Consider the following 26,169-nt stretch of genomic DNA (forward strand, 5'->3'; position numbering starts at 1 on the left):
CAGCTGCTCGGATTGAGCGAAAAAAATATTGCCCTGTCCGAAGTGCCCTTGATCGATGAATTGCTGCGCATGTCCCGCAAGCAGGCCGATTCTGCAGACGCGGAAGCTGCGCTGAAAGCCAGCATCGCTTTGCTGGGACGGCGCAGGCTTGGACAGGAAAAACATTTGTTTATCAAGCTCGACAGCTGGCATGTCTTTTTTTCCGGCACCCTGAGAAGGCTCTACCCCGAGGTTCCGTTCATACTGCTGTATCGCAGCCCGGACGAAGTGGTTTTCTCACATCAGAAGCGGCGCGGGATGCAGGCTGTGCCGGGGCTGCTTGAACCGGAACTGTTCGGCATGTCGCAGGCGGAATCGACGAGTTACGATGGCGACCGCTATATCGCCAAGGTGCTGGAATATTATTATTCGCAATTCTTGCACATCGCCGAAACAGACGATCGTTCACTCCTGCTGGACTACCGGCAAGGTGGCATTGAAATCGTGCGCCGGCTGGCTGAATTTTCAGGCTTGGCCCTGGATGAAACGGAAACCGCTGAGATGGCAGTCCGTTCGCGTTTTCACGCAAAATACCCGGAACAAGGATTTGCCGAAGAAAAGAAGGAGTCATGCGCGCCGGCAGATCTGCAGCCGGCACAGGCACTGTATGCCCGCCTTGAGCAACTGCGGGCAAAACTCTCCTGCTGATACGCTACCGTCATTTCAAACGGCGTCAGCTAAGCAATATGCTTATGGCAGATGCAATGCCCCCAGCGGTACAGATGCATATTGTGCAGCAGGTCCTTGGTCGCCGTCGGCACTCCGCTCAGCAGGATCTCTTTCGCGGTCAGGCCGAACACCGCCAGGCTGATCGATGGCGCCAGCGACACCACCGCGTGCCAGGTCCGCTTGGGGATGAACAAGGCGTCGCCCTGCTCCACCCGCGCATACAGTCCCTTGGCTTGCTCCAGTGCGCGCAGCTGCTCCGGAAATTCGTTGAAGCGGGCGATATTGATGGTGCTCAGCGTAGCGCCCCAGTCGTACTTGTTGGATGGGTTCATGAACGCTTCTTCCGAGGGCGGGAACATGACGAATTCCTTGACCCCGCGCGCCTGGCAAAACCAGTTGTTGGGAACGTCGCGATGCAGTCCGGTATGGGTGTTGGCCGGCCCCATGAAGACCGATTCCCAGGTCCAGCGCCAGCCCGGCCATAAGCTGCGGATATCGAAATCGCTGCGCAGCTGCGGGAAATCCTCCAGGATGCTCCACTGCGCCAGGTAATTGCGATGCGGCGCAAACGATTGCATGTGTGCCCAGTTGAGATGGAATTCCTCGTCCGGATGCAGCAGTCGCCGCCGCTGGTTCGGCAACAACCCCGCCTGCTCGCTCACCGGTTCCTTGGCAAGCTCTGCCAGCTCGAGTAAATAAGGCGCAATCGGCAGCGCCGGCCGTTCCTGGGTTTCGCCCTGCTCTACCAGGCCGTTCTGGAATTTGCGGACCGGCTCGGAGCCGTCCTTGTTGCGCAGCTGCGCCATCTTTTCAAACGACCAGTTCTGCTGCGCCGGCCAGCCGCGTAAAGCACCTTTGACCAGCAAGGGCCGGGTTCTAGTGCCAAAGCCACCGGCTTGCGCCAGCTCAGATACATCGATTTGTTCGACCAGCTTGAATGAAGGGCCTAGAATTTGTGTCATATCTCGTAGCGGTTAACGTTGCGGCGGCGCTGCCTGGCAGCGCCTCTGCCTCTATTATGGCGCGATCCCGGAATCTTCGCCGACGGCAACATAGCGCCGCTCGCCGCTGCTTGGACTGTATTGAACGCTCATCAGGCGACCAGATTCCGGATCGACGAAGCGTTCCCCGGTTTCCTGCCACGGACCGTCGTCGGCCTTGTGTTTGCGGGTATAGCGCCAGCGCTCCGCCAGCACCGCGATCAGCAATATCAGGCCCCAGCTAGTCAGGGGGAAGGCGGCCGGCTCGCCGCGCATGCGGCAGAAAATGCCGGCGCCGGTCAGCAGCACGGCAAATCCAAGCAAGGCCAGACGCAACATGTTTACGGCGCCACGGGTTCAATGACAACGGCGGTACCGTAGGCCACGATTTCACTCATGGTCTGGCCCATTTCGGACGAATCGAAGCGCATCATGACCACCGCGTTGGCGCCCATCCGGTGCGCATTCTTGACCATGCGGTCGACCGCGTGGCGGCGCGCTTCTTCCAGCAATTGCGTGTATTCCGTGATTTCGCCACCGATGATGGAACGCAGCCCGGCCATGATGTTGCCGGCCAGCCCGCGGCTGCGCACCACCAGTCCGAATACCTGGCCTTTGACTTCCTTGATGCGATAACCGGTGATGTTTTCTGTAGTAACGACGAGCATGTTTCCCTCTTTGCGTGTTGCTGTATTTCAATTGTAATTGACTGCAGCAAGCAGGCGGCAACAATTTTACTCAGGTCGAACGGCCTGAGTAAAAAATGGAAATACTGCAAAGAAGGGATTCAACTGCGTAGGAAATTGAGTCCGGGACTGGCCGCGGGCATCGCCGGGAATACCTGGGCCAGTTGCTGATCGCTCAAGCGCAGATGGCGCTCGCTGACCTGCGCCAGCACCGAACGGAAATCCGTGGTGACAGGCAGATCGCGGCCCTCATGCAGCTGGGCTTCGCCCAATCCCTGCCAGTCGCCGTAGACCTTGCCGCCGGCAACGCCGCCGCCCAGCACCCACATCACATTGCCGTGGCCGTGATCGGTGCCGCCATTGCCGTTCTGGCGCGCGGTGCGGCCGAACTCTGACATAACGACGATGGTGGTGTCGTCGAACATCGGCCCCAGCCCTTGCGCCAGCGTCGCCAGGCCCTGCCCTAAAGGCATCAGCCGGTTGGCCAGCAGGCCTTTGCCGTTGCCTTGGTAGGCATGCGTATCCCAGCCGCCCAGCGCCACGAAAGCGATCTGGATCTTGGGATCGTTGCGCATCAACTTGGCCAGATGCGCCGCATCGTTCGGAAAACCGTTCGGCAATGGAGCACCGCCATTGGCTGCCTGCATTTCATCTTGCATGGAAGCCGTCATGACCTCCTTGTGCGCATCGCGCCCATCCTGGTAGGCGCTGGCAAATTTATCGCTGCCTTGGTACATCTGGTCGAAGGCGCTGCCGATCTGCGGCCGGTCGAGTATCGATTGCTTGGTGCCGGCGGCGCCCGCCGCCAGATTGGTGGCCGGCGCCCGGCCGGCCAGGATTCGCGGCATCAGCGGACCGATGCTGATGGCCCGGGTCGGCGATGCTGCGCCCGGCAAGACAGTCAGCAAGCGGTTCAGCCAGCCGTCCTGGGTCGACTTCCTGCCGGGCGTGCCGGATTCCAGGTAATCCTGAGCGTCAAAATGGGATCGCGTTGCGTCCGGCGAACCGGAGGCGTGGATGAAGGCCAGTTTCTTTTGTTCCCACAACGGCTGCAAGGAGGCTAGCGCCGGATGCAGGCCGAAATAGCCGTCCAGGTCCAGCGCGCCGCCATCCTGCCCCGGCCGCGCCAGGCCGATGGTCGGCCGCAGGCGCGCGTAGTTGGCGTCGCCGTACGGCGCGACCACATTCAGGCCGTCGACTGCGCCGCGCAGCATCACCACCACCAGCTTGCGCCTGGTGGCGGCGCTGTCGTCGCCGACCGCGGCCCAGGCCTGACGGCCGACCGGGATCACCAGGCTGCCTGTCAGCGCCATCAGTTTGAGCAAATGTCTACGGTCCATCATGTTCTCCTGGGATGCAATCTGGTCGCGCCTCAGCGCTGCATGAAATCCGGGCTGCCGAGCACCATGGCGGCGCGCAAGGCAGCCGGGTTATTGCTGATGGTGGCGCGCGTCTTGGCTGAAATCGCCGGTCCGAGCGTGTTCAGCAAACTGTCGGCGTCGAGCGGCGGCTCGGCAGCAACCGGCGCGGCTGCCGCATTGCCGTCCTGGCCGGCCGGCTTGTTCAACGGCAGACGCCCCGCTGCCAGCGCGGTGGCAAAGGTGATGCGCCGCGTCAAGGCGTCCGGATTGAGCCACGCGGCTTCGGTATTCTTATAGCCGTCCGGAGTTTGCGCGCCATACAGCGGCATGCCAAGCTGGTTCATGGCTCCCAGCAAAGGCCGCACATTGGTGATCGGCATATGGCCGGCGCGCGCCGCCGAAATCACATACTGGTAAGGCGTCTTGAACTTGGCGCCGACCGTGCCGGCGGCCAAGAATTCAGGGCTGTGGAACATGACACGCAATACCTCGCGGATATTGCCTTTGGTTTCCAGATAGCGCTTGGCCATGCGTTCGACCAGTTGTGGCGGCGGGTTGTCCTGCACAAAATATTGCGCCAGCTGATAGCTCAGATGACGGGCGGTGGCCGGATGCATGGCCAGCACGTCCAGCGCGAATTCTCCCTCGCCCTGGCCCTGGGCAGCGACGTGGTGGCCTAGCCATTCCTTGTCGCCCATATCATGCCTTTGCGCATCGAAACGGAAAGTACGATTGTTGCGCACCAGCTCGCGCGGCTCGAAGCTCCAGCCGGTCAGCATGCGCGCCAGCTCGGTCACGTCTTTCTGGCTATAGCCGCCATCCACGCCTAGCGTATGCAGCTCCATCAGTTCGCGTGCATAGTTTTCATTGAGGCCGGTGGCTTTGGCTTTTTGCCCCTGGGCAGCGCCGCGCCGGCCTTGCCCGGGCTGGAAATCATTGGCCGTGGAGAGCCAGTTATCCAGGTAGAACAGCATGGCGGGATGCTTGGCGGTGGCGCCCAAAAGATCGCGGAAATTGCCCAGCACGTAAGGCCGGATCGCATCGCGTTCGTAGCTGCCGACCAAGGCCCGGTCCAGGCCTTTGCCGGCATACACATTGAAGTGGTTGAACCAGAAATCGACCATCACTTCTTCCAGCTGGCGCGGGCTGTCGATGGCGCGGGCGATCCTGGCTTCGGCATTCTGCTCGACGATCTTGCCGACCACTTCGCGCCGCTTTTCCTTGGCGGCTTCATCGCCGTCGTTGGCGACCTTGCGCACAGCCAGGAATTCGGCCAGCACTTCGCCGGCGCTGGCGTTGCTGGCGTCAAGCGTACTCAAGCGCGCCGATAGCGCGGCTGGCAGAGGGATGCTTTCGGGATGCAGCTGGCTGTCGATGTAGCGCTCGACGCCCATCTGCCTGACCATGTCGATATCGCCAGGCCTGGGCCCGTAGCCGAGCCGGTCGAGGACGTGCAAGGCTTGCTGGTCGCTGCTCAGGGGCGCCGCCGTTGCCGCCAAGCTGCTGATTGAGAACAAGGCGAGCATGGCGAAGCGGATAGGTAGTTTCATCAGCGGTCCCCGGCTGTAATTATTGGAATCAGGAAAAATCGGACATCAATTGCACATACGCGGCACATGCATTGCGTTAACTTCATTAACGCATTTCAGATACGGTTTTGCCACCATCAATATGTATCGGTTGTAACTGCCTGTAAAGGACGAAAAAAAGCGCAGCCGCCCAACCGGCGACTGCGCTTTTCCCGGTCCCCTGGCGGGGAAACGGCTGGTTTACGGCTGTGACTGCAAATAGCGCTTCACATCGTCGAAGGTGACCTTGCCGGTCTTATTGACGTCGATCTGGCTGAAATTATTGGCAACATAACCCAGCCGGCTCTTTTGCGCCTGCTGCTGGGTCAGCGTCCCGGTCTTGGCGACATCGGCAGCGTCGAAGTTCGATTTCAGGCGGCTCATGGCCTGCGTCTTCAGAACGTCGCCGGTGGATGCCGGAGCGGCTGGTGCCGACGGCCGCGCCGCCGGGAAGAACGGGCCATCCACGCCATGTTTCGCCATCCCGGCAGGGGCGGATACCACTTCGCTGGCTTGCGCCGCGCCTGCTGTTGCACAAAGGGCAAATACCATTAGATAAAGTGTATTTTTCATAGAATTTCCTCTACGCCTTTCTTCATCATAGTCGATCCGGGCGACAACGGCGCCGGTACTGTGTATTGCATTACAAGCTCGGGACAAGCTCAAGGCGTGCCGGCCGGATTCATGTCCGACCACGGCGCCGGCAACTCGGCGAAGGTCATGGCGCCGCCTATGCGCCGGCCTTCGTAGTAGTTGACCAGATCCGCTTTCATGCGCGGCCGCGAGGTATCTTCCAGGTAGATCATGTGGCCGCCGGAGTAATGCGTGACCTGGATATCAGGCCGGATACCGCTCACGCTCTTGAGCCGGCCCAGATCCTTCTCAGTCATGAAAAATGGCGTGACCAGGTCGTGGTAGCCGTTTTCCACCAGCACCTTGATATGCGGATTGAGCGTGATTTCCGCCAGCAGGTCGGGAATCGTATCCGGCAGCGCCAGGCCGCCGTGACTGAAATCCCAATTGATGTTGGCGGTATCGCTCAAGGTCACATAAGTGGTGTTGGGCGCCGTGTATTTCAGATAATCCGGCAGTTGCTGGCTGAGAATCACCGGAAACGGCTTGGCGATCAAGGCGTCGGAAGGATCGGAATCGCCCACCAGCATCGGGCTGTCGTTCGGCGCCGATACCCGGCCGTCATAGCCGCCGATGGTGTAGCCCGGCACCAGCGTGGTATTGAGCGGATTCGGCCCCAGGTAGGCTTGCAGGGCGCTCACGTTGATATCGCTCTGGCGCGACATTTGCGCATACACGGCAGGAGTAGGAAAGACCGGCGGATTAGCCAGGCCGAGGAAGGTCGGGCCATAGGGCAGGAACTCGGCATAACGGCGGGTCGAGAAATCGCGCATGCGCCAGGCAAAGCTGCGCACGCCGAACGGCGGCGGCGTAACCTGGCCGAAGAATGCGGCCACTTCGGCGTAACCCGGCAGCAGCGACACGGTGTAATCGGTCGCCCGTTGCAGGTCTGACAGGCTTGGATACTGGTCGTTATAGTCGAGGATGCAAGATTGCAGGACGATCCCGCTCAGGTGCACGCCAGCCTGTTCAAGCAACGGCGCCAGCACGTCGGTACGTGGCGTGCCATACGATTCGCCGTACAGGTAGATCGGCGAACGCGGGCGCGGATTGACCGCGAGATAACGCAAGATGAAATCGCGCATCACGCCGGCATCCTGGTCGACGCCCCAGAAAGTCTGGTTCGTGTTGGGCAATACCGCCTCGGAAAAACCGGTGCCGGGTGGATCGATGAACACCATGTCGGTGGTATCGATCAGGCTTTCCTGGTTATCCACCAGCGGGAAATCAGGCCAGCCGGTGGTGTAAGGATCGGGCGTGGCGACCCGGCTGGGGGCGAACGAACCCAGACGCAGCCAGATCGACGACGATCCCGGTCCGCCGTTGTAGAAGAAGGTAATCGGGCGCGGCCATGGGCCTCGGTTTTTTGCGGTATAGGCGACGTAGAACATCGATGCCTCAGGCTTGCCGTTGGCGTCCGCTGCCGTCAGATGACCAGTGGTGGTGATGTAATCGACGCGCTTGCCGCTCTCGCGGTAAGTCAGCTGATGATAGGCCACCGCGGCTTTTTCGTTGACGATGGACGCCGCCAGGCCGTCGCTGGCGCCGAATGCGTAGGCCGTGTTGTCCATATAAGGCTGGTCAGGTGGGAACACTGCGGCGGCGGCCGGGCCGGAAAGAATGGCGCCGCAACCTGCGCTCAGCGCCAGCGCTGCTAATGCAGCGCGCAGGGTCTTTCGGATGGTTGGAGGGAAAATGCTGGCTTGCATGGGACGATCTGTTTTCATCTCTTGCCCTTTCTTGTGGACTGGGTGATTTGAGTGACAAACGCTACCGTTACTTCGCCATCGCTTGCTGTGCCAGATCGGCTTCTGGTCGCTGTCGGCAAGCTTTTTGCTACTCTCCCTTTTTACAATTGGACAAGCGAGTCCTGTCCGAGCGACCGGTCCGGTGCTTCTTCGATAGATACAGATAAATACAGATTGGATAGGCAGCCGCAAGACCTTGCGACCTGGCCGGCGCATCTCATTGCGGTGAAAAACCGAATGGGATGCGCTCCTGCCACCTCAAAGGTATACTACAAAAATACATTTCTTCAAGGAAAGTTTCAATTCAGATGCGGCACAAAATGCCGCCGCTGAATAGCAGGTGGCTAGCGCAAGCCGAGATGGGAGCGAGGGCTGCCAGGACAGCCGTTGCATTACTTATTTGGCCGCCAGGATATCGATCTTTTCAATTGACGGCACTTGCGAAAACAGTTCGTCCGCCCTGCCCATCAGCGCAGCCGCGACGCGGCCGGTGAGATGGGCCTGGCGCCCCGCCTCGTCGGGAAAGGTGTCGAAGATGCCATAAGTTGACGGCCCCAGCTTGATGGCGTACCAGGTTGTCGTCGCCAGTTCCTGTTGCACGACTGCCAAGCCGTCGCGCAGAAATGCCTCGACATCCGCCTCTTTTCCCGGCCGTGCTTCCAGCCTGACGAACAAACCAAGCTTCACCATTTCAGCTCTCCCTATGCATGCGTGGACGACCAGCCTTCAAGTTTAGCCGTCCCCAGAGACATTGCAATGGCGCGGAATCAAGCCGTCAGACGCGCACCAGCAGCTTGCCGATATTCTTGCCTTCGAACAGGCTGTTGAGCGCCTCCGGCAACTGTTCGAAGCCGTCGACATAGGTTTCCTGGAACACGATTTCGCCGCTTTTTACCCACGGCGCCACAATCGCCAGCATCTCATCCATGCGGCTGGTGTAGTCGCGCGCCAGGATGCCCTGGATGGTCGCGCGCTGGAACAGCATGTGCTGCAGGAAGCGCGGGCCGAGGTCGGGCGTATCGAGGCCGCCATCATACTGGCTGATGGCGCCGCAGATGATGATGCGCGCGCGCCGCTTGATAAGCGGGATGACCGCATCGGTAATCGGCCCGCCGACATTGTCGAAGTAGATATCGACGCCGCCGGTGGCCGCCTGGATCGCTGCGCTCAAGGCTTCCGGCGTGGTATGCGCGCGGTAATCGATGGCGCCGTCCAGCTTCAGCGTCTCGGTCAGGAAACGGCACTTCTCGGCGCCGCCGGCGATGCCGATCACGCGGCAGCCGGCGCGCTTGCCGAACTGCGCTACCAGCGAGCCGACCGCACCCGCGGCGCCCGACACCAGCAAGGTATCGCCCGGACGCGGACGGCCGGCTTCGGTCAGACCGAACCAGGCAGTGCGGCCCGGCATGCCCAGCACGCCCAACGCGGTGGAGACCGGCGCCGCGCTCGGATCGAGTTTGGTCAATTCGCTGTGATGGCAGCGTGCATAAAGTTGCCAGCCGCTGTAGGCCGATACCCAGTCGCCCGCCTGGTACAAGGGGCTGGCCGAAGCCACTACTTCGCCGACCACGCCGGCGCGCTGCACGATCCCCAACGGATGCGGCACATCGTAGGTATTGCGCTCGTGCTGCTGGATGCGGATATACGGATCGACGCTAATGTATTTGGCGCGCAGGATCACTTCATTGGTCGCCAGCTTGCCCTCGAGCTCGCTTTCACGCAGCTCGTAATGGTCATTGCCGACGCGTCCGTCCGGACGTTTGACGTAAAACCACTGGCGGTTCTGATAGGTGTTTTGCATGGTTGAAACCTGTTTGCTATTGGCTCGATAGTGTAGCGAAATTGGCAAAGCTGTGCTGGCCTCGGGCATAAAACGGAGTAGCCGCAAGCGGTCCAGAGAGTTGGTTCAGGATCCCCCCGATAGGGAACGGATATTATAAAATGGCAACAACCATTGAAATTTCCCCGAATGGAAAGATGCCGTTACTATTCGATCAGACTAGACATGCCCCGCTGGTGCCCATCAGATGGGATGAGCGTCGCGCACGCGCAATGATACGGCGCGTAGTGCAGGAAACCGAAGCCGCTTTTTCCGCAAGCAACTACTGGCCGCTGCATCCGCTTGACGCCGAGGATGGAGAAACAACCCCTGCAACCCCGTTGTATTTTGGCGCCTGCGGCGTCATCTGGGCGCTGTACCACCTGAAGGCGGCAGGCGCGGCAGCACTTACCCGTTCTTACGCGCCGCAGGTCCCGGCGTTGCTGCAATTGAACCGGGCATGGCTGGCGCCCGAAAACAGTGTGGACTTTGCTTCCTACATGATGGGCGACACCGGCATCCTACTGCTCGATTACTGGCTGAATCCGCGAGAAGAAACCGCTGGGCAGCTGGAAAATCTGATCCGGCTCAACCTGGAAAATCCCAGCAGAGAAATGATGTGGGGCGCGCCCGGCACCATGCTGGCGGCGCTATTCCTTCACGAAAAGACAGGTGAATCCCGCTGGGCCGAACTGTTTCGCGCCAGCGCCCGCAAACTATGGTCGCAGCTGCTCTGGTCCGAGAAGTACCTGTGCAGTTTCTGGACACAGGACATGTATGGACGGCGCAGCAGCTATCTGGACGGCGTGCACGGATTCGTGGCCACCGCCTCGCCGCTGATACGCGGACGTGCGTTGCTCACTGCCCGGGAATGGTACGACTGGCAGCTGTGCATCAGCAATACGATTCTGCACAGCGCTGCCCGAGAGGGACAATGCGTCAACTGGCGCAACCAGCTCTATCTTCCCGAGGATAAGGCCAAGCACATGCTGCTGCAGTTCTGCCATGGCGCGCCAGGATTCATCATTTGCCTTGCCGATCTGCCGGACACCAAGCTGGACCAGCTGCTGCTGGCCGGTGGCGAGGTGATATGGGCGGCCGGACCGCTGGCAAAGGGTTCCAATCTCTGTCACGGCACCGCCGGCAACGGTTATGCATTTCTTAAGCTGTTCCAGCGCACCAAAGATCAAGTCTGGCTGGAACGCGCCCGCGCCTTTGCCATGCATGCAATCGCGCAGACAGAAAACGATGCCACCTTATACGGACAAATGCGCTATTCGCTATGGACCGGCGATCCCGGATTCGCCATCTATTTATGGGATTGCCTCCAAGGCTCGGCAACGTTTCCCAGCCTTGATATTTTTTTCAGCGCCTGAAAGACCGCCACATTCCCATCGGCGTTCTGTCACCAGTACAAATCCCACCCCCTGAAGAAGGCAAACAATGATAGAAGGCAGCAATATCAATATCCGGCATGCCGGCAAAAACGACCTGGCGACCCTGATTCCCCTGATGAACGACTTGAACGCGCGCGGAGAATATCTGCCCAGCAGCCTGTTTGCACCATCCTCGATTGAAAAAAGCATCGACGCCACTGGCGGATCTTCCGGCGATGATGAGCGCTTTCTGATCGTCGACAAAGAAGACCGGATACTGGGACGCATATGGCATTTCAAGGCGGGCCCCTATTTCAATGCGCGTGAAATAGGCTATATCCTGTTTGCGACAGACAAAAGAAGAACCGGCATTACCAGTGAAGCGGTAAAGCTTTTGACTAATTACCTGTTCCAATCCCTCATGATCAACCGCCTTGAAATCAAGATGAACGTTCTAAATATCGCTTCTGAAAAAGTAGCGATCAAATGCGCGTATCAGAAAGAAGGCGTGGCACGCGGCGCCACTTTCGTACGCGGCAAGCATATCGATATGAATGTGTATTCCTTGTTGCGCAGCGAATGGGAAGCCGACACAAACTACATCAGCAATCCATCCCCACCAACAACGCCATCATAATCACATCATCATGGCGCCCATCCAGGATCCTTGCCTTGCGCTTCACGCCCTCCACGACAAAGCCATGTTTGCGGTAGAGCCCGATCGCAGCGGCATTGCCTGCATAGACCTCCAGCTCGACCCGGGTGATGCCGCGGCTCAGGGCGCTTTCGATGGTGGCTGCCAGCAGGGCCTGGCCTACGCCTTGGCCGCGCCATGACTTGATCACGCCCATGCCGAGCGTGCCGCCGTGGCCGAAACCCGGCAAGGGATGCGGCAGGATGTCGCACCAGCCGATCATCTGCTCGCCGTGCAGGGCAACCAGCTGCGCGTAATCGTGCTTGATATTGGTGGCGACGAATTCGCTGACCCAGGCCGGCGACCGTGCTTCTGTCTGGCCAAGATAAATCCGTTCGCGCGCGATCGCGTCCAGCACCTGGTGGAATTGCACGGCGTGCTCGGCGCGGATAGGCGCGACACTGAATTCAGTTTCTTTCATCGCTTGGCATTCGAGTTCAACTGGCGCCCCACGGCGCCTTCTACCCGATGCTAGCGCAAATCATGCAATCTGCCCATGATTGCCTTCGTCCATCGGCAACACTCTCGCCCACGGACTTGCTGCTGCATGGCGTTTCTCGAAAGCGACGATCTCGGGCAGCAGTTGCAAGGTCGCACCCACCATGTCCAGTCCCTCAACGATCATTTTCCTGTGCCGTTCTGCCAGCGTAAAGGGAAACGCCAGCGATCCGCACGACAGCTGCATCTGTTCCAGGTCGATCAAGAGACGGTGCCCGTTGAGGGCCGATGCCTGCAGCAGCAAAGCAATCTGCTCCTGTTCCAGCACAATCAGCAACAAGCGGTTATTGAGCGCGTTGCTGAAAAAAATCTCGCCAAAGCTTGGTGCTATCACGGCCTCCACGCCTAGCTGCTGCAAGCCCCACACCGCATGTTCGCGGCTGGAACCGCAGCCGAAATTGGCGCCGCCGACCAGGATTCTGGCGTCCTTGTATTCAGGGCGGTTCAGCACAAAGTCCGGCTTCGTGCCGCCATCCGGGTGAAAGCGCAGGTCGAACAGTGCGCCCCGGTCCAGCCCTTCCTTGGTGATCGTGCGCAGGAACTGCTTGGGCATGATCTGGTCGGTATCGAGGTTGTCGATCAGCAGCGGCGCGGCGATGCCTTCGATGCGTTTGTGTTCAGACATGCTGCTTCTCCAATGTACGGACATCACTGATGCAGCCGCTGAGCGCGGCGGCGGCGGCCATCGCCGGACTCATCAGGTGGGTACGCCCGCCCCTCCCTTGGCGCCCCTCGAAATTACGGTTGGTGGTGGAGGCGCAGCGCTCGCCCGGCGCCAGCACATCGTCGTTCATCGCCAGGCACATTGAACATCCCGGCTGGCGCCATTCAAAACCGGCAGCGATGAAGATGGCGGCCAGGCCTTCCTGTTCGGCCTGGCGGCGCACCGCGCCGGAGCCGGGCACCACCATCGCCCGCACTGCCGGCGCCACCTGCTGGCCTTTGACGATGGCTGCGGCGATGCGCAGATCCTCGATGCGGCCGTTGGTGCAGGAGCCAATGAAGACACGGTCGATCGGCAAGCCGGCGATCGCGCTTCCGGCCGACAGGCCCATGTATTGCAGGGCCTGGGCCGTCGCTGCCGCCGCATGCGCGTCGCCGGCCAGCAGCGGATCGGGAATCAAGGCGTTGACCGCAATCGCCTGGTCGGGGCTGGTGCCCCAGGTCACGAATGGCGCAACTTCCTGCGCAGCGAAAACATGTTCGACCGCGAACACGGCGCCTTCATCGGAATACAGCTGCCGCCAGTCGCCCAGCGCCTGCGCGAAATCCTGTTCGCCCAGATCCTGCGCTTTCTCGCGGATATAGTCGTAAGTCGTCTGGTCGGGACGGATCAGGGCCGCCCTGGCGCCGGCTTCCACCGCCATATTGCACAAGGTCATGCGCGCCTCGGCGGACAGTGCCGCGATCGTGCTGCCGGCAAACTCGACCGCATAACCGCGCGCGCCCTGGGCGCCGACGCGGGCGATGATCAGCAGGATCAGGTCTTTCACCGAGGTGCCTACCGGCAGCACGCCATCGACCCGGATGCGCAGGTCTTGCGCCAGGCGGTAGACCAGGGTCTGGGTCGCCAGGATGTGCTCTACCTCTGACGTGCCGACGCCGAACCCCAATGCGCCCAGCGCACCGTAGGTGGTGGTGTGACTGTCACCGCACAGCACCACCATGCCGGGCCGGATCCACCCGTGTTCCGGCGCGATGATGTGTTCTATGCCCTGCTGTTCATGGTTGGTGTCGAACAGCTTGATGCCGAATTCGCGGCAGTTGCGTTTGAGGTTGCTGGCCTGCAGCGCCGAGGCCGGATCGAGGATCACGCGCTGGGCGACGCTGACCGGATGCGTCAGGATGATGTGCGACACCACCGCCAGCTGCTGCCGCGGCCTCAGCACGCCGCGCCTGGCGGCGCGCAAGCTGCTGAATGCCTGCGGGCTGGTGTATTCGTTCATGATGTGCAGATCGGCATACAGCAGCACGTGCTGCTCGTCCAATACGGCGACGGTATGGCTGTCGACCAGCTTTTTATACAGTGTGCGAGGTGGCATGCAATGATCTCCGGCGATCAATCGGTAAAACCATCGGCAAAAAATGGCAGGACTTCCGCCAGCAGCTGGTCCGGTGCTTCTTCCGGAATATAGTGGCCGCAGGCCAGCGCCTTGCCGCTCAGGTCTGTCGCCAGCTTCTCCCATTCCACTAGCGGATCGAAGCATTTCTCGATGACGCCGTCGGCACCCCACAAGACCTTGGTCGGACATGCGATCTTGTTACCGCGCGCCAGGTCCAGCCGTTCATGTTCCAGATCGATACCGGCGCTGGCACGGTAATCCTCGCAGATGCCGTGGATCGTCGCCGGATCGCTCAGGCAGCGCAGGTACTCGGCATAGGCTTGCGGCGTGAACGGCGCCAGGCCGGCGCTGCGGCCGCCTATCGTGTGCCTGAGATACTCCTCGGGATGCGAACCGATCAGCAGTTCCGGGAACGGCGCCGGCCGGATCAGGAAAAACCAGTGGTAATAGGCAGTGGCGAAAGCCATGCTAGTCTGTTCATACATGGCCAGCGTCGGCGCGATATCCAGCAGCACCAGCTTGCGCACCGCCTGCGGATGATCGAGCGCCATGCGATAAGCCACGCGGCCACCGCGGTCATGACCCATCAGCAGGAATTGCGTAAATCCCAGCTGCGCCATCAGCGCGATCTGGTCCTCGCCCATGGTGCGCTTGGAGTAATTGCTGTGATCCGCCAGGCCGGCCGGTTTGCCGCTGTCGCCGTAGCCGCGCAGGTCGGCGGCGATGACCGTGAAGCGGCTGGCGAGCCGTTGCGCCACCTTGTGCCAGATAGCATGGGTCTGCGGATGACCGTGCAATAACAGCAAGGCAGGGCCGTTGCCGCCGCGGATGTACTTGATCTGTGTGCCGTTGATCTCGGCCATGCCATGCTCGAATCCTGGAAACATTGCTCGCTCTCCTTGTGATGAAGAGATTGTATAACCGGCGCCAGGATTTATAATTCATGAATATTGACTCTATTATTTCTTTCAAGTTAATAATGAATACTCTATCCGACCTGGCATTTTTTGCCGCCCTGGTAAAGACCGGCAGCCTTGCCGCGTTGGCGCGCGAGCTTGGCCTTACCCCGCCGGCGGTCACCAAACGATTGGCCAACCTGGAGCAGCGGCTGGGGGTGCGCCTGCTGAACCGCACCACGCGCACCATGAGCGTGACGCACGAGGGCGAGATTTACCTGGCGGATGGCGCCCGCATCCTGGCCGACATCGAAGCGCTGGAGCGTACTATCGGCAGTAGCCGGGCGTTGCCCAAGGGACTGCTGCGGGTGAATGCCAGTTTCGGCTTCGGCCGCAAGCATATCGGCCCCGCCGTATCGGAATTCAGCAAACGCTTTCCGGAGGTGGAAGTACAGCTGCTGCTGTCGGAACGGCCTTTGAACCTGGCGGATCAGGCTTTCGATATCGGAATCCGCATCGGCGAACTGCCGGATGCGCGCATCATTGCGCGCAAGATCGCCGCCAACCGCCGCCTGCTGTGCGCCGCGCCGGCTTATCTGAAACAGCATTCGGCGCCGGCCACGCCGCGCGATCTGCAGACCCATGCCTGCATCGTGCTGCGGGAAAACGAAGCCGCCTACGGCAGCTGGCATTTAAGCCGCGGCAAGCGCCAGGAGACGGTCAAAGTGCGTGGCGCCCTCAGCAGCAACGATGGCGAAACCGTGCTGGCGTGGGCGCTGGCCGGCCACGGCATCCTGATGCGTTCCGAATGGGATGTCGCGCCTTACCTGCGTTCCGGACGCTTGCGCCAGGTATTGGAAGATTGGGCGTTGCCACCATCCGACATCTTTGCGGTCTATCCGGAACGGCTCAACCTGTCGGCCAAGGTCAGCGCCTTCGTCGACTTCCTGGCGGCGCGCTTCAAGCCCCATCTGTTGCCGCGGAAAGATGGTCAGCCTGGCTGGTAGGCAGCTCCAGCCGGCCGAACTCACCGCGCCGGTAAGCCAGCAGCCGTTCGTTCATCTGCTCCAGGGTATTCATCACCAGCGGTCCGTGCTTGACCATCGGCTCTCTGAGCGCAGGGCCGGACAGGATCACGAAGTGGGCGGAGTCTGCCGCGGTCAGCCTGACGGCGCTCGCTTCGCTGGTCCCCAGCGCCTGGCCCGCCCCCAACTGCTGGCTGCAGGCAAAAGCGTCCATGCTTACGCCCAGCGTGCCCTGCACCGCGTAAATCATGGCGTTCCAGCCGGCCGGGACGGCATGTTCAAAGGTGCCGCCCGCTTCCAGAAAACCATCCAGCAGCGTGAACGGCTGTGGCAACTGCGCCGGCGAGCGCAAGCCCTGCGATTCGCCGGCTGCCACCCTCACCCGCACGCCCGGCGCCTGGTGCACCGGCATGTCGGCGGCGTCCACATGCACTGCATACGGCGTCATCATCTTTTGCGCCGCCGGCAAGTTCACGAAAATCTGCAAGGCATGCACATGCGGATTCTCGCCTTCCGGCTGCTCTGTATGCACCGCGCCGCGCCCGGCCACGAACCAGTGCAGGTCGCCTGCTTGGATCGGCCCCTGGTTGCCGAGCGAATCGTAGTTGTGGTGCGGACTGGCGGAGTCTTCAAACACATAGGTCACGGCCGAGATGCCGGCATGCGGATGCGGCTCGAAGGTAGGCGCCGTCATGTGGAAGTGATCCAGCATGACGACCAGATCGATCATTCCCTGAAAATCGTTCTCCGCAAAGTGCATGGCGTTGAAACCCTGGCCGATGCGCATCTCATGGCCGGCGACCACCGGCGAGACGGATATTCTCTTGTTCATGTGTATTCTCCTGCTTCTGATGAAGGACGGCTGCCTTATTGCTTGCTGAACGCGCTGTGCAGCCGCCAGACCAGGTTCGCGAACGGCATGTCCAGCGCTGCGTAGACATCCTGCGCCTTCGGATCGGTGTTATCGCCCAGCATTTCCACCGCCGCCGCCGCATAGTCGGTCACCGGCACGCCAGCCCCGGCCCGGATAAATTTGCTGTTTTTCATGTGATTCTCCTGTGGATGGAAACGGTTTTTGTGAGCGGCGGTTTACTTTCTTCGCCTGCCATGAATGATGCACTTGCAACGATGATTGAAAAAGATGCAAAATAACAACCTATCGTTTCACTGACGGAACGATAAAACGGCAAGGCGCTCATCACCATGAATCCTCTGGCAATCGACCTGAATGACCTTTATCTGTTTGCCCAAGTAGTGGAGCGGCGCGGCTTCACCGCCGCCGGCGATGCGCTGGGCATCCCTAAATCGCGCATTTCGCGCCGCATCACACAGCTGGAAGCGCGCCTCGGTGCGCGCCTGCTGCAGCGCACTTCACGCCGCATGAGCTTGACCGAGGCCGGCCAGGAGCTGTACCGCCATTGCGCCGCCATGATCGCCGAGGCCCAGGCCGGCGAAGATGCGGTGCGCAAGCGCCTGGGAGAACCGGTCGGCACGGTGCGCGTCAGCCTGCCGATGGCGGTCGCGGACATTGCCTTGCCGCGCCTGCTGCCGCGCTTCATGCAGCAATTCCCCAAGGTGCGATTGATGGTCCAGGCCAGCAACCGCCAGATCGACCTGATTGAAGAAAACATCGATGTGGTGGTGCGCGGCATCGGCGCCCAGCTGGAATCGTCGAGCCTGGTGCAGAGCAGCCTGTGCTCGGTGCACTGGACGCTGGCGGCCAGCCCGCAATACCTGGCGCAGCATGGCCCGATCGACGGCCTGGCGGCGCTGGCCGACGCCGACGCCTTGTACTATGCGCCGTTGAGCGACACTGAAGCCAGCTGGCGCTTGCTGGGACCGGACGAGGCCAGGCACCAGGCGCCGATCGGCAAGCTCAGGCTGCAAAGCGACAATTTGTCCGTACTGAAGCAAGCCGCGCTGGCCGGCATGGGTGTCGCGACCCTGCCGCGCTATGCCTGCGCCGCTGAACTGGCCGCCGGCAGCTTGCTGCCGGTGCTGCCGGACTGGCGTCCCAGGGCCGGGCATCTGGTGGTGCTGTTCCCGTCGCGCCGCGGCCTGGCGCCGGCGGTCAGGGCCTTTGTCGATTTCCTGAAGGACGAATTGCCGGCCGCGCTGGCTTAGCCATCCACGGTCATCGATGGCCGGCCAGCACATAAACATCGCCTGACCGATAATAGCCGCTGTTGTCTCTGCCAGCCCCAACCCGAGGTACCTGCATGCGTACACCATCCAACTCCATCCTGGCCTACATCCAGGCCAAGGACGGCAACCGGCCGCACCTGATGGCGCGCGCCTTCGCCGAAGACGCCACCCTCGCCATGGCCGTCAAGACCGGCGCCATCACGTTTCCGCCGGCGACGGCAGGACGCAACAATATCGCGGACGTCCTGGTGCGCCGCTTCGGCCAGATGTACGAGAATATCTATACTTTTTGCCTGGCGGTGCCGCCGAAGAACCAGGAAACCACATTTTCCTGCGACTGGCTGGTCGCCATGACGGAAAAGGAAAGCCGCGCCGTGCGCGTCGGCTGCGGCCGCTACGACTGGTTCTTTGCTGAAGAATCCCATCTGGTGCAAGGCTTGTCGATCACCATAGAAGCCATGCAAACGCTGCCGCCAGACGTGCTCGACGATGTCATGGCGTGGGTCTCCGTCCTGCCCTATCCCTGGTGCTCGGCTGACGCCGTGATTAGCGGCGCGCCTGCCATTGATGGCTTGCAGGAGGTGCTTGCCTATATTGGAGCCAAAGGCCGCTAATGCGGATCCGGCGCCGCGCCGGCTTCATTCCACCAGCCTCCGCCCAGGGCCTGCAATAGCGCCGCGGTATCGCTATAGCGCGCTGCCTGCGCCACCGTGCGGTCAAGTTCGTTCTGCAGACTTTGGCGTTGGGCGTCCAGCAAACTCAGATGACTGACGCCGCCGGCCTGATACAGTTTCAGCGTGATCGCCAGGCTGTCGCGGGAATTCTCGGCGGCCTGGGTCCTCGCCTGCAGCGCCAGCGCATCATGCTCCAGCGCGCGCAAGCTGTCCGCCACCTGCTGCAAAGCCTGCAGCACCGTTTGCTGATAGCCAGCCGCGGCCGCATCATAGGCGGCAACCGCGGAACGTTTCTTGGCGCGCAGTTCGCCGCCATGGAACAAAGGCTGCATCAATTTCAGGCCAACACTCCAGACATTCAGGCTATTGGCGATATCGGCGATATGCGTCTGTTCTGCGCCGGCGCTACCCGACAAAGTCAGTTGCGGATAAAGCCCGGCCGTGGCTACCCCGACCTGGGCGCTGGCCTGATGCAGCGTGGCTTCCGCGGCGCGGATGTCCGGCCGCTGACGCGCCAGCGCCGCAGGCAGGCTGAGCGGCAGCCGCTGCGGCAACGTCAGCGCATCCAGGTCTATCGGCGCCAGCGCCGCCGCGCCAGGCGCCTGCCCTAGGTAGACAGCCAGTTGATGAGTAAGCTGCGCCATTTGCTGCTGCAGTCCCGGCAGGCCGGCTTCGCTCTGCGCCACCAGGGCGCGCTGGTTCTTCAGATCGCGCTCGGCGATGCCGCCGGCGGCCAGCCGCTGCTGCATGATGGCGAGCTGCTGGCGCTGCAGCTGCAGCATCTGCAAGGTGCTGGCGATCTGGGCCTGCAGCGCGGCTTGCCTGATGGCCGCCGTGACGACATTGCCCGCCAATGCCAGGCGCGCCGCCCGCAATTCCTCGGCCTGATTCTGCGCCTGTGCCTGCAAGCCTTCCAGCATGCGGCTGTTGGCGCCGAAGGCATCGATGGTGTAGGAGACGTTGAGCGAGGCGTTGTACAGGTTGAACGGTCCGGCCTGCGGCACATTCGGAATCCCTAGTGCAGTGGTGTCGATCTGCTGGCGCGCGCCGCCCAGCTGAAGATCGGCGCGCGGATAGCGGGCGGCGCCGGTTTCCGCCTGCAGCGTTGCGCTGGCCTGGCGCAGGGTTGCTTTTGCCTGCGCAATCTGCGGACTATTGGCCAATGCCGTACGCACCAGCGTGTCCAGCTGCGCGGAATGAAACAGCTGCCACCATTGCGCTGGAATATCCATGCCGGCGTCAAACTGCTGGGCCACACCACCTGTTCCGCCGCTCTCCGCCGTGATCTGCGGCTGCACGCCGGCCGTGTACTGCGCCACGACCGGCGCCGCCGGCGCCTGGAAATCCGGTCCGACCGCGCAGGCGCCGAGCGCAGCGCTTATGGCCAGGTACAAGGCCGGTCTTGCTGCACGCTGCATGCGGATTCTCATGGCTGCTGGCTTCATGACGACTCCCTCAATCCAGTGTGCGGCGATAGAAACGCAGCGCAATGCCCATCACGATCACCGTGAACAGCATCAGCGGCCACACGCTCGGCCACAGGTCGACCCAGCCGTTGCCCTTCAACAGGATGCCGCGTATCAGGCGGTTGAAATAGGTCAGCGGCAGCAGGTTGCCGATGTACTGCGCCCACTTCGGCATGCCCTGGAACGGGAACATGAAGCCCGATAGCAGGATGTTAGGCAAGAAATAGAACATCGTCAGCTGCATCGCCTGCAGCTGGTTTTGCGCGATCGACGACAAGGTGATGCCGACCGTCAGGCTGGCCGCGATGAACAACAGCGCCGCCAGATAGATCGCCAGCACACTGCCGGCAAACGGTACATGGAACATGAAGCGCGCGCCGAGCAGGATGATGGTGGCCTGGATCAGGCCGATCGCGATATACGGCATGATCTTGCCGGTCATGACCTCGATCGGCGAGACCGGCGTCGCCAGCAGGTTTTCCATGGTGCCGCGCTCACGCTCACGGGTCATGGAAAGGCCGGTCATCATCACCATGGTCATCGACAGGATCACGCCCATCAAGCCGGGCACGACGTTGTATTGGGTTACGCCTTCCGGGTTGTAGAGGCGCTGCACCTGCACCTGGAAGGCCGGAGCGCCGCCGCTGAACTTCGCCAGCGCCCCTTGCAAATCCTTGTCGGCGACCGATTGCACCAGTTGCGGCAAGGCCGCCAGGGCCATGCCGGTGGCGGTCGGATCGGTGGCGTCGGCCTCGACCAGCAAAGCCGGCCGCTGGCCGCGCAGCAAATCGCGCGTGAAGCTGGCCGGGATATTCAGCACGAACAGCACTTTACCCTGCGCCAGCGCGCTACGGGCTGCCGCTTCGTTGGGCAGCTCGGCGACGATATCGAAATAGTCAGATGCCTTCATCGCAGCGATGAAAGTGCGCGTGAACTCGCTGTGATCGGCGGCGATGACGGCAGTCGGCATGTGTTTGGGATCGCTGTTGATGGCAAAGCCGAACAGCACCATCTGCATCACCGGGATCACGGTGATCATGCGCACCGTGACGCGGTCGCGCATCAGCTGCAGGAATTCCTTGAGGACGATGCTCCACCAGCGGTTGAATGAAAACCCCGAAAAACCCGAGAAACCGTTCATGACAGCTCCCCGAAATTGTCGGTAGAGCGGTTCATCATGTAGATGAAGACGTCTTCCAGGCTGGTGTCGATCAGTTCCATGCGCAAGCCCTGGCCGGCGGTGATGCGGCGCAGGGTCTGCTCCAGCAAGGCGGCGTCCTTGCCGCATACGTGCAGCGAGGTGCCGAACACCACCAGCTGGTCGACTCCCGGCTGTTCGTGCAATTGCTGGGACAGGCCGACCAGCTTGTTGTCGCGGATGTCGCTGTCGCGGCTGTTATAGATCGCCCAGGTGCTCAAGCCCTGGCCGGCGACCACTTCGGCGGCGGTGCCTTGCACCAGCAGCTTGCCGTAGGCCAGGTAAGCCAGCTTGTGGCAGCGTTCGGCCTCGTCCATGTAATGGGTGCTGACCAGCACGCTGATGCCTTCGGCCGCCAGCCGGTGCAGCTCTTCCCAGAAATCGCGGCGCGCGGCCGGATCGACGCCGGCGGTCGGTTCGTCCAGCAACAGCAGTTCCGGCTGGTGCAGCATGCTGGCCGCCAGCGCCAGCCGCTGCTTCCAGCCGCCCGAGAGCGAGCCGGCGAGCTGCTTGGCGCGGCTGCTCAGGCCAAGCTTTTCCAGGCTCTGGTCGACTACTTCCTTGCGCCGCTGCATGCCGTAGATGCGCGCCACGAAATCCAGATTTTCGCGGATGCTGAGATCATCCCAGTAAGAGAATTTCTGCGTCATGTAGCCGACCCGGCGCTTGATCTGGTCGCTCTGCTTGATGATATCGAAGCCCATGCAAGTGCCATGGCCGGAATCCGGCGTCAGCAAGCCGCACATCATGCGGATCGAGGTCGTCTTGCCGCTGCCGTTTGGGCCCAGGAAGCCGAAGATCTCGCCGCGCCGGACCTGCAGCGACAGATCCTTCACCACATGCTTGCTGCCGAAATGCTTGTTGATGCGGTCGACATCGACCACCAGGTCGCCATCGGTCTTCTCGGCATCGCTGGCGACGGTGGTCATGGCAGTTTCACTTCCACCGGTTGCCCCGGATGCAGCTTGAGCGCATCGGCCGGCGCCGGCCGCGCTTCGATCATGTACACCAGCTTGGCGCGCGACTGGTTGCTGTAGATGATGGGCGGGTTGTACTCGGACTCGGTGGAAATATAGGAGATGTGCACAGCCACGTTAGCCGGGCAGCCGTCGCAGCTAAGCGTCAGCGCCTGGTTGAGCTTGAAGCGCCCCAAGGTGGTTTCCGGCACGAAGAAACGGATCTTGACGTTTTCCGGCGGCAGCATGCGCAGCACCGGATTGCCGGCCGCCACCCATTCACCTTCCCGGTACATGGTGTCGAACACCAGGCCGGCGCGGGTTGCTGTCACCGTTTTCTGGCCGAGCTTCCAGTCAGCCTGTTCCAGCACCGCCTGGGCGGCGGCGACCTGGGCCTGTTGCGCCCGCACCTGGGCTTCGCGGCTAGGCAGGCGATCTACCGTCAGCTGGCTTTGCCACTGCCGCACCTGGGCGTTCGCCGTCTCGGCCGCTGCACGCGAGTCGTCCAGCTGCTGGCGTGCGATGCCGCCGGCCTGGAATTGTAGTTCGTCGCGGCGCAACTGCAAATTGGCTTTGGCGGCCGCCGCCTGGGCTTGCGTCAGCTGTGCCCGCGTCACTTCCTGTTCCTGCGGCCGCTTGCCGCTCTGGATGTCGGCCAGCTGCGCTTCGGCGGCTTTCAGCTGGCGCTGCGCCTGATCGCGGGCGGCGCTTTCATCGCCTGCTTCCAGCGCGAACAGCGGCGCCCCCAGGGCGGCCTGCTGGCCGCGCTGCACCGACAGCCGGTCCAGGCGGCCGCCCTGCGAGGCCGCGACATACACGTATTCGCCTTCGACATAGCCCTGCCAATCGTTGTCGTTGGCGGGGGTGCAGGCTGCCAGCGTCAGGTAGCTGAGAACCGCCCCAGCCATGGCGGCAGGACGGACCAGCTGCTTGCAATAATCGGCCAGGCTGTATTGCATGGAAATCCCCGGTTAGTCGTCAGAGAGAGTCGCGCCAGGCATGGCTAGCCCGTGCAACAGCAGCGCCTTGATATGGCGCGCCAGCAGCGCCTTGTCCATCAGCGCCAGCTTGTGTGCGATCGGCAGCGACGGCCGGTCCTTCAAGGTACGCGCCATCGCCAGCGGCAGCATGGTCAGGCCGATGACAGAAACGAAAATCAGATCCGGCTGCAGCTGCGGATTGAGCTGGCCCGCCTGCTGGCTGCGCGCGATGTTGTCGGCAAACAGCATCAGCTTGGCCAGCGGCACCCGCCGCACCATGCGTTCGCGCAGCTGGCCGCCGTCGCTCAGGACTTCGCGCACCCACAAGGCCGGCATCCAGGGCATTTTTTCGGTCGTGCTGATCATCCTGTCGACAATCCCCATGATCATCTGCTCCGGCGGCTGATCGCCGTTGATCGGCTCCCAGATGCTGCGGATGAACAGGCTGACGCGTTCGTCGACCACGGCTTCGATCAGCTGATCGCGGTTCTTGAAGTAGTAATGCACCATGGCCGCAGTGACGCCAGCCTGGCGCGCGACCGCGGCTACTGTGGTCGCCGCGATGCCCTGCGAGGAAAACAGCAAGGTGGCGGTATCAAGCAGCTTTTCGCGGCTGTCCTGGTCGGATGCCAGCGGTCGGCCGCGAACTGGCGCGGGGGTGGTCATGCTTCAAAGATTAATCAACGCATTAATTAATTTCAAGGTCGCAGATGTAACGGCAAGACCTCATAAGGTTAAATATAACTTTAATAAAATCATTCAATATTATGATTTAAAAGGATATTTAAATAAAAAAGCTGCACCGGGCAACGGCGCGGCCAGCTTCCGCTTAAAACCTGTGGTTGATGCCGGCCAAGTATGCGCAGAGTTATGCGGATACCCTGCTAAGGGAAACAGAAAGCTCGCTCGCATCCGATGTCGAGAAAGCAATCTACCTTTCCTTGCCCAGCGGACGTGCGACCATCGAACAAATCTCGCAAAGCATGGGAATGAATGTCCGATCCATGCAGCGCCAGCTGTCGGAATCGAGAGAGATCTTCTCGGATCTGGTCAATCATGCGCGCCGCGATCTTGCCGTGCGCTATATGGAAAATCCCAACTTCTCTCTGGGACGAGTGGCGGTACTCCTGGGCTACTCCATGCCGAGCTCGTTTACGCGGTGGTTTAAAGCCGAATTCGGGGAGTCGCCGGCGATCTGGCGCAAGGCGCACATGAAACAGCAACATCACAATACTGCCGGATCTGGCGGCGGGCTGCCATGAGCAAGCGACATCGTTAAGGTGCACGACCAGGCATTGCTGTGAGGCGCTTCGCGCAGCAATCCACCCAAGGTCTATTCGTCAACATTTTGAGGCAGGTGCGACAGGCTCAATTCGACCGAGGCTGTGTGAAAACACAGAAAAATTCGGCGCACATAAAAATCGGCCTCTCAAAACGACCGCTACGCGATTTTCTCAATATCAGCAATGGTCGCCCTACCCACGAAAATTTTATGTTTTTGCGTTTTCACACAGCCTCGACCCTAAGCCGCCGGTCGCATTTCTCCAAAGCGGACGCTCAACATGTTACTTCTGTGGTTCCGGAGCGTTGGGCTTGCATATATCGGCCTCTAAAATTTTGCCAGAAAAATAATACCAACACCCATGCCCAGTACCTAAGCAGCTGAGAGAAAAAACAACCGCAACTCCCGGCGTTCTTTGATGATGGCGTTTGGCCTACTTGTGCCAATTAAGAGGAACGAAATAGCTTTAGTGACTGGATGAAGTTTATTTGGCTCATCGGCACCTGTCGTGCCAAGAATCCCGAACAAGAGTGTAACGCCTATAAAAAACAGAAATACGTGCAGAAACCAATCCGAAGGGATTGCCCATGCTGAAAAGGCACCCATGGCGAACGAGCCGAAATTTTGCATTACGCGGTTGTTTTTCATATTCGGTATAACTCCGTGCTACAACAAAAACCTAATGACAACCGCGACCGACCGGCACTGGCGGATACCAGCATTAGGATTAGCGTGGAAGAGACCATACATACGCGACCTCGTCGTCCTTACCCGAACATGCGAAGACCAATCGCTCTGGGCTGTTTGCGAGAATTGCCACCTCTTCCTGGACCGCAACGAGCGCCTTCACCATTAAAACGTAAAACTGTTCATTAACGTTGATTTCACCAATGTCTGTGCGTGCGACATTGATAAAACTGAAATCCCCCAGCGATAGGCTACGTCCAATATTGGCCTGCCACAGGCTTGCGCTTTTGAGGTCGCCTCTTTCCACAGCTTTCAGGAAATGGCACACGTTATAACGGTTCATTGAACGGACGGCATTATCAGAGCTTTCCTCTGTGTCGACGCAAACGGATACTGCTCCAGATTCATGGTCATGATAAAACGCGAATGTAAACACTGGAACAGCCTTTTCCTTCATCTCGCTCAATGCGGCCCGCAATACTGAGTTGAAAAATGATATTGCTTGCATTTCTATAGACACCTCTAGTGAAGTTGAGCACAAAGCGCAGTTAATACAAATAAAGAAGCCTCTTGCACGTGACGAACCATAATATAGCGGTGGCCAAAAATTCACCTGGCCCTGTCACGTCACATTGGAATTAGCAAGGAAGTGTCTATTGGGAAGCTGGCTCGAATGTCTGTTGTTGCCTTTGCAGACAGTCGCGTTTCGAAATAACGGACACCCAA

The 26,169-nt window shown here is 60.7% G+C and carries 30 protein-coding genes; 7 read left to right on the forward strand and 23 right to left on the reverse strand.

Annotated features, from left to right (window positions below; all coding sequences use genetic code 11):
* The first annotated feature begins 48 nt into the window (after window positions 1-48).
* Window positions 49-687: a hypothetical protein gene (locus tag CPter91_RS26485; RefSeq protein ID WP_150119682.1), complete on the forward strand. Its 639-nt coding sequence runs from the start codon at window positions 49-51 to the stop codon at window positions 685-687.
* Between the two features lie 29 nt (window positions 688-716).
* Here the strand turns inward: CPter91_RS26485 and CPter91_RS12965 are convergent, their stop codons facing one another.
* The 9 genes from CPter91_RS12965 to CPter91_RS13005 form a co-directional block, all read right to left on the reverse strand.
* Window positions 717-1,670 (reverse strand): cupin-like domain-containing protein, encoded by a 954-nt coding sequence (locus CPter91_RS12965; protein ID WP_061940929.1) that lies wholly within the window; start codon window positions 1,668-1,670, stop codon window positions 717-719.
* A gap of 54 nt (window positions 1,671-1,724) precedes the next feature.
* Entirely contained in the window at window positions 1,725-2,027 is a 303-nt protein-coding gene (locus tag CPter91_RS12970; RefSeq protein ID WP_061940932.1) for a hypothetical protein, read from the reverse strand.
* Window positions 2,028-2,029: 2 nt separating this feature from the next.
* The gene (locus CPter91_RS12975; RefSeq protein ID WP_061940935.1) at window positions 2,030-2,356 is read right to left on the reverse strand and encodes a YbjQ family protein; all 327 of its coding nucleotides are present in this window, start codon (window positions 2,354-2,356) and stop codon (window positions 2,030-2,032) included.
* A gap of 119 nt (window positions 2,357-2,475) precedes the next feature.
* Window positions 2,476-3,717, reverse strand: coding sequence for a DUF1501 domain-containing protein (locus CPter91_RS12980; RefSeq protein ID WP_335340097.1), 1,242 nt, complete (start codon window positions 3,715-3,717; stop codon window positions 2,476-2,478).
* A gap of 29 nt (window positions 3,718-3,746) precedes the next feature.
* Window positions 3,747-5,285, reverse strand: a complete 1,539-nt coding sequence (locus tag CPter91_RS12985; RefSeq protein WP_061940943.1) for a DUF1800 domain-containing protein — start codon at window positions 5,283-5,285, stop codon at window positions 3,747-3,749.
* A 219-nt stretch (window positions 5,286-5,504) separates the two neighbouring features.
* On the reverse strand, window positions 5,505-5,876 hold the full coding sequence (locus tag CPter91_RS12990; RefSeq protein ID WP_061940947.1) for an EF-hand domain-containing protein: 372 nt from the start codon (window positions 5,874-5,876) through the stop codon (window positions 5,505-5,507).
* Window positions 5,877-5,965: 89 nt separating this feature from the next.
* Window positions 5,966-7,663, reverse strand: coding sequence for a S10 family serine carboxypeptidase-like protein (locus tag CPter91_RS12995; protein WP_417924818.1), 1,698 nt, complete (start codon window positions 7,661-7,663; stop codon window positions 5,966-5,968).
* 417 nt (window positions 7,664-8,080) lie between these two features.
* Window positions 8,081-8,374: a putative quinol monooxygenase gene (locus CPter91_RS13000; RefSeq protein ID WP_061940953.1), complete on the reverse strand. Its 294-nt coding sequence runs from the start codon at window positions 8,372-8,374 to the stop codon at window positions 8,081-8,083.
* Window positions 8,375-8,459: 85 nt separating this feature from the next.
* The gene (locus CPter91_RS13005) at window positions 8,460-9,485 is read right to left on the reverse strand and encodes an NADP-dependent oxidoreductase (RefSeq protein WP_061940956.1); all 1,026 of its coding nucleotides are present in this window, start codon (window positions 9,483-9,485) and stop codon (window positions 8,460-8,462) included.
* Between the two features lie 251 nt (window positions 9,486-9,736).
* Between CPter91_RS13005 and CPter91_RS13010 the strand changes: the two genes are divergently transcribed.
* Window positions 9,737-10,879, forward strand: a complete 1,143-nt coding sequence (locus CPter91_RS13010; protein ID WP_061940959.1) for a lanthionine synthetase C family protein — start codon at window positions 9,737-9,739, stop codon at window positions 10,877-10,879.
* A 67-nt stretch (window positions 10,880-10,946) separates the two neighbouring features.
* Window positions 10,947-11,516 (forward strand): GNAT family N-acetyltransferase, encoded by a 570-nt coding sequence (locus tag CPter91_RS13015; protein ID WP_061940962.1) that lies wholly within the window; start codon window positions 10,947-10,949, stop codon window positions 11,514-11,516.
* Here CPter91_RS13015 and CPter91_RS13020 read toward each other — a convergent pair.
* The 4 genes from CPter91_RS13020 to CPter91_RS13035 are packed head-to-tail and all read right to left on the reverse strand — an operon-like array spanning window position 11,482 to window position 15,021.
* Complete coding sequence (locus CPter91_RS13020) at window positions 11,482-11,994, reverse strand: GNAT family N-acetyltransferase (protein WP_061940965.1); 513 nt, start codon at window positions 11,992-11,994, stop codon at window positions 11,482-11,484. The two genes, CPter91_RS13015 and CPter91_RS13020, sit on opposite strands and share 35 nt — an antisense overlap.
* Window positions 11,995-12,054: 60 nt before the next feature.
* Entirely contained in the window at window positions 12,055-12,696 is a 642-nt protein-coding gene (leuD, locus tag CPter91_RS13025; RefSeq protein ID WP_061940968.1) for a 3-isopropylmalate dehydratase small subunit, read from the reverse strand.
* Window positions 12,689-14,113 (reverse strand): 3-isopropylmalate dehydratase large subunit, encoded by a 1,425-nt coding sequence (gene leuC, locus CPter91_RS13030; protein WP_061940971.1) that lies wholly within the window; start codon window positions 14,111-14,113, stop codon window positions 12,689-12,691. The genes leuD and leuC overlap by 8 nt, the downstream gene beginning before the upstream one ends.
* Before the next feature lie 17 nt (window positions 14,114-14,130).
* On the reverse strand, window positions 14,131-15,021 hold the full coding sequence (locus tag CPter91_RS13035; RefSeq protein ID WP_061940973.1) for an alpha/beta fold hydrolase: 891 nt from the start codon (window positions 15,019-15,021) through the stop codon (window positions 14,131-14,133).
* Window positions 15,022-15,113: 92 nt separating this feature from the next.
* On the opposite strand from CPter91_RS13035, the gene CPter91_RS13040 reads away from it, so the two are divergent.
* Window positions 15,114-16,037 carry a LysR family transcriptional regulator gene (locus CPter91_RS13040; protein WP_061940975.1) on the forward strand — a complete coding sequence of 308 codons (924 nt, stop codon included), beginning with the start codon at window positions 15,114-15,116 and terminating at the stop codon, window positions 16,035-16,037.
* On the opposite strand, the gene CPter91_RS13045 is transcribed toward CPter91_RS13040, so the two are convergent.
* Genes CPter91_RS13045 through CPter91_RS26955 form a run of 3 tightly spaced genes read right to left on the reverse strand, consistent with a single transcriptional unit; the run spans window position 15,991 to window position 17,254 of the window.
* Window positions 15,991-16,887 (reverse strand): pirin family protein, encoded by an 897-nt coding sequence (locus tag CPter91_RS13045; protein ID WP_061940978.1) that lies wholly within the window; start codon window positions 16,885-16,887, stop codon window positions 15,991-15,993. The genes CPter91_RS13040 and CPter91_RS13045 overlap by 47 nt on opposite strands.
* 35 nt (window positions 16,888-16,922) lie before the next feature.
* Window positions 16,923-17,102 (reverse strand): hypothetical protein, encoded by a 180-nt coding sequence (locus tag CPter91_RS13050; RefSeq protein WP_061940981.1) that lies wholly within the window; start codon window positions 17,100-17,102, stop codon window positions 16,923-16,925.
* Window positions 17,099-17,254: a hypothetical protein gene (locus tag CPter91_RS26955; protein ID WP_167595167.1), complete on the reverse strand. Its 156-nt coding sequence runs from the start codon at window positions 17,252-17,254 to the stop codon at window positions 17,099-17,101. The genes CPter91_RS13050 and CPter91_RS26955 overlap by 4 nt, the downstream gene beginning before the upstream one ends.
* 4 nt (window positions 17,255-17,258) lie before the next feature.
* On the opposite strand from CPter91_RS26955, the gene CPter91_RS13055 reads away from it, so the two are divergent.
* Entirely contained in the window at window positions 17,259-18,179 is a 921-nt protein-coding gene (locus CPter91_RS13055; RefSeq protein WP_061940984.1) for a LysR substrate-binding domain-containing protein, read from the forward strand.
* 95 nt (window positions 18,180-18,274) lie between these two features.
* Window positions 18,275-18,814 carry a hypothetical protein gene (locus CPter91_RS13060; RefSeq protein WP_061940988.1) on the forward strand — a complete coding sequence of 180 codons (540 nt, stop codon included), beginning with the start codon at window positions 18,275-18,277 and terminating at the stop codon, window positions 18,812-18,814.
* Here CPter91_RS13060 and CPter91_RS13065 read toward each other — a convergent pair.
* The 5 genes from CPter91_RS13065 to CPter91_RS13085 are packed head-to-tail and all read right to left on the reverse strand — an operon-like array spanning window position 18,811 to window position 24,140.
* Window positions 18,811-20,319, reverse strand: coding sequence for an efflux transporter outer membrane subunit (locus tag CPter91_RS13065; RefSeq protein WP_061940991.1), 1,509 nt, complete (start codon window positions 20,317-20,319; stop codon window positions 18,811-18,813). The two genes, CPter91_RS13060 and CPter91_RS13065, sit on opposite strands and share 4 nt — an antisense overlap.
* A 10-nt stretch (window positions 20,320-20,329) precedes the next feature.
* Window positions 20,330-21,481, reverse strand: a complete 1,152-nt coding sequence (locus CPter91_RS13070) for an ABC transporter permease (protein WP_061940994.1) — start codon at window positions 21,479-21,481, stop codon at window positions 20,330-20,332.
* Window positions 21,478-22,467: an ABC transporter ATP-binding protein gene (locus tag CPter91_RS13075; protein WP_061940997.1), complete on the reverse strand. Its 990-nt coding sequence runs from the start codon at window positions 22,465-22,467 to the stop codon at window positions 21,478-21,480. Before CPter91_RS13075 ends, CPter91_RS13070 begins: the two co-directional genes overlap by 4 nt.
* The gene (locus CPter91_RS13080) at window positions 22,464-23,453 is read right to left on the reverse strand and encodes an HlyD family secretion protein (RefSeq protein ID WP_082792817.1); all 990 of its coding nucleotides are present in this window, start codon (window positions 23,451-23,453) and stop codon (window positions 22,464-22,466) included. The genes CPter91_RS13075 and CPter91_RS13080 overlap by 4 nt, the downstream gene beginning before the upstream one ends.
* A 12-nt stretch (window positions 23,454-23,465) precedes the next feature.
* A complete protein-coding gene (locus CPter91_RS13085; RefSeq protein ID WP_061941001.1) occupies window positions 23,466-24,140 on the reverse strand; it encodes a TetR/AcrR family transcriptional regulator in 675 nt (224 codons plus the stop codon).
* Window positions 24,141-24,319: 179 nt separating this feature from the next.
* Between CPter91_RS13085 and CPter91_RS13090 the strand changes: the two genes are divergently transcribed.
* The gene (locus CPter91_RS13090; RefSeq protein WP_061941004.1) at window positions 24,320-24,736 is read left to right on the forward strand and encodes a helix-turn-helix domain-containing protein; all 417 of its coding nucleotides are present in this window, start codon (window positions 24,320-24,322) and stop codon (window positions 24,734-24,736) included.
* 392 nt (window positions 24,737-25,128) lie between these two features.
* Here CPter91_RS13090 and CPter91_RS13095 read toward each other — a convergent pair whose 3' ends face one another.
* Complete coding sequence (locus CPter91_RS13095) at window positions 25,129-25,404, reverse strand: hypothetical protein (RefSeq protein WP_061941007.1); 276 nt, start codon at window positions 25,402-25,404, stop codon at window positions 25,129-25,131.
* A 79-nt stretch (window positions 25,405-25,483) separates the two neighbouring features.
* Entirely contained in the window at window positions 25,484-25,951 is a 468-nt protein-coding gene (locus CPter91_RS13100) for a hypothetical protein (protein ID WP_150119683.1), read from the reverse strand.
* Window positions 25,952-26,169: the final 218 nt, after the last annotated feature.

Origin of the sequence: Collimonas pratensis, from assembly GCF_001584185.1 — a bacterium.
GTDB classification, from domain to species: Bacteria; Pseudomonadota; Gammaproteobacteria; order Burkholderiales; family Burkholderiaceae_D; genus Collimonas; species Collimonas pratensis.